1 protein-coding gene is annotated in these 923 nt (G+C 43.2%); it reads left to right on the forward strand.

Features of this window, described 5'->3' with window-relative positions; all coding sequences use genetic code 11:
* Positions 1 to 923 (forward strand): flagellin (locus tag VSA01S_RS19810; RefSeq protein WP_147052810.1); only part of this gene is annotated, 923 nt, incomplete at both ends.

Raw genomic sequence — 923 nt, forward strand, 5'->3', positions numbered from 1 at the left:
GACGGGATCTCAATCGCACAAACAGCAGAAGGTGCGATGAATGAGACCACTAACATCCTGCAACGCATGCGTGATCTTTCTCTTCAATCGGCTAACGGCTCAAACTCAAAAGCAGAGCGTGTTGCTATTCAAGAAGAAGTGACCGCATTGAATGATGAGCTTAATCGAATTGCAGAAACAACCTCATTTGGTGGTAATAAACTGCTTAACGGCACGTACGGGACGCAATCTTTCCAGATTGGTGCAGACAATGGTGAAGCGGTTATGCTGAACCTAAAAGATATGCGCTCAGACAATCAAATGATGGGAGGGCAAAGTTATATTGCAGCGAACGGTCAGACTCAAGACTGGGGAGTTGATGGTGCGAATAACGACCTTACCATTGATTTGACCGATACTTTTGGTCAACCTCAAACGATAACCATTAATGCGAAAGCGGGCGATGATATCGAAGAACTTGCCACTTATATCAATGGTCAAACCGATTTAGTGAAGGCATCGGTTGATCAAGATGGTAAGCTGCAAGTATTTGCTGGTAACAATAAAGTTGATGGTACTTTATCTTTTGCTGGTAGTTTAGCATCAGAGCTAGGTCTTTCGACAGGTTCGGATGTTACGGTTAATACTATTGATGTGACTTCAGTGGGTGGTGCTCAGGAATCAGTTGCGATCATTGATTCCGCGTTGAAATACGTAGATAGCCATCGTGCAGAGCTAGGTGCATTCCAAAACCGCTTTAACCATGCGATTAACAATTTAGATAACATTAACGAGAATGTAAATACGTCTAAGAGCCGTATTAAAGATACCGACTTTGCCAAAGAAACTACGCAAATGACTAAATCACAAATCTTGTCACAAGCGTCAAGCTCTATCCTTGCACAGGCAAAACAAGCCCCTAATGCTGCACTTAGCTTGCTTGG

The organism is Vibrio sagamiensis NBRC 104589 (assembly GCF_007990935.1).
Taxonomy (GTDB): domain Bacteria; phylum Pseudomonadota; class Gammaproteobacteria; order Enterobacterales; family Vibrionaceae; genus Vibrio; species Vibrio sagamiensis.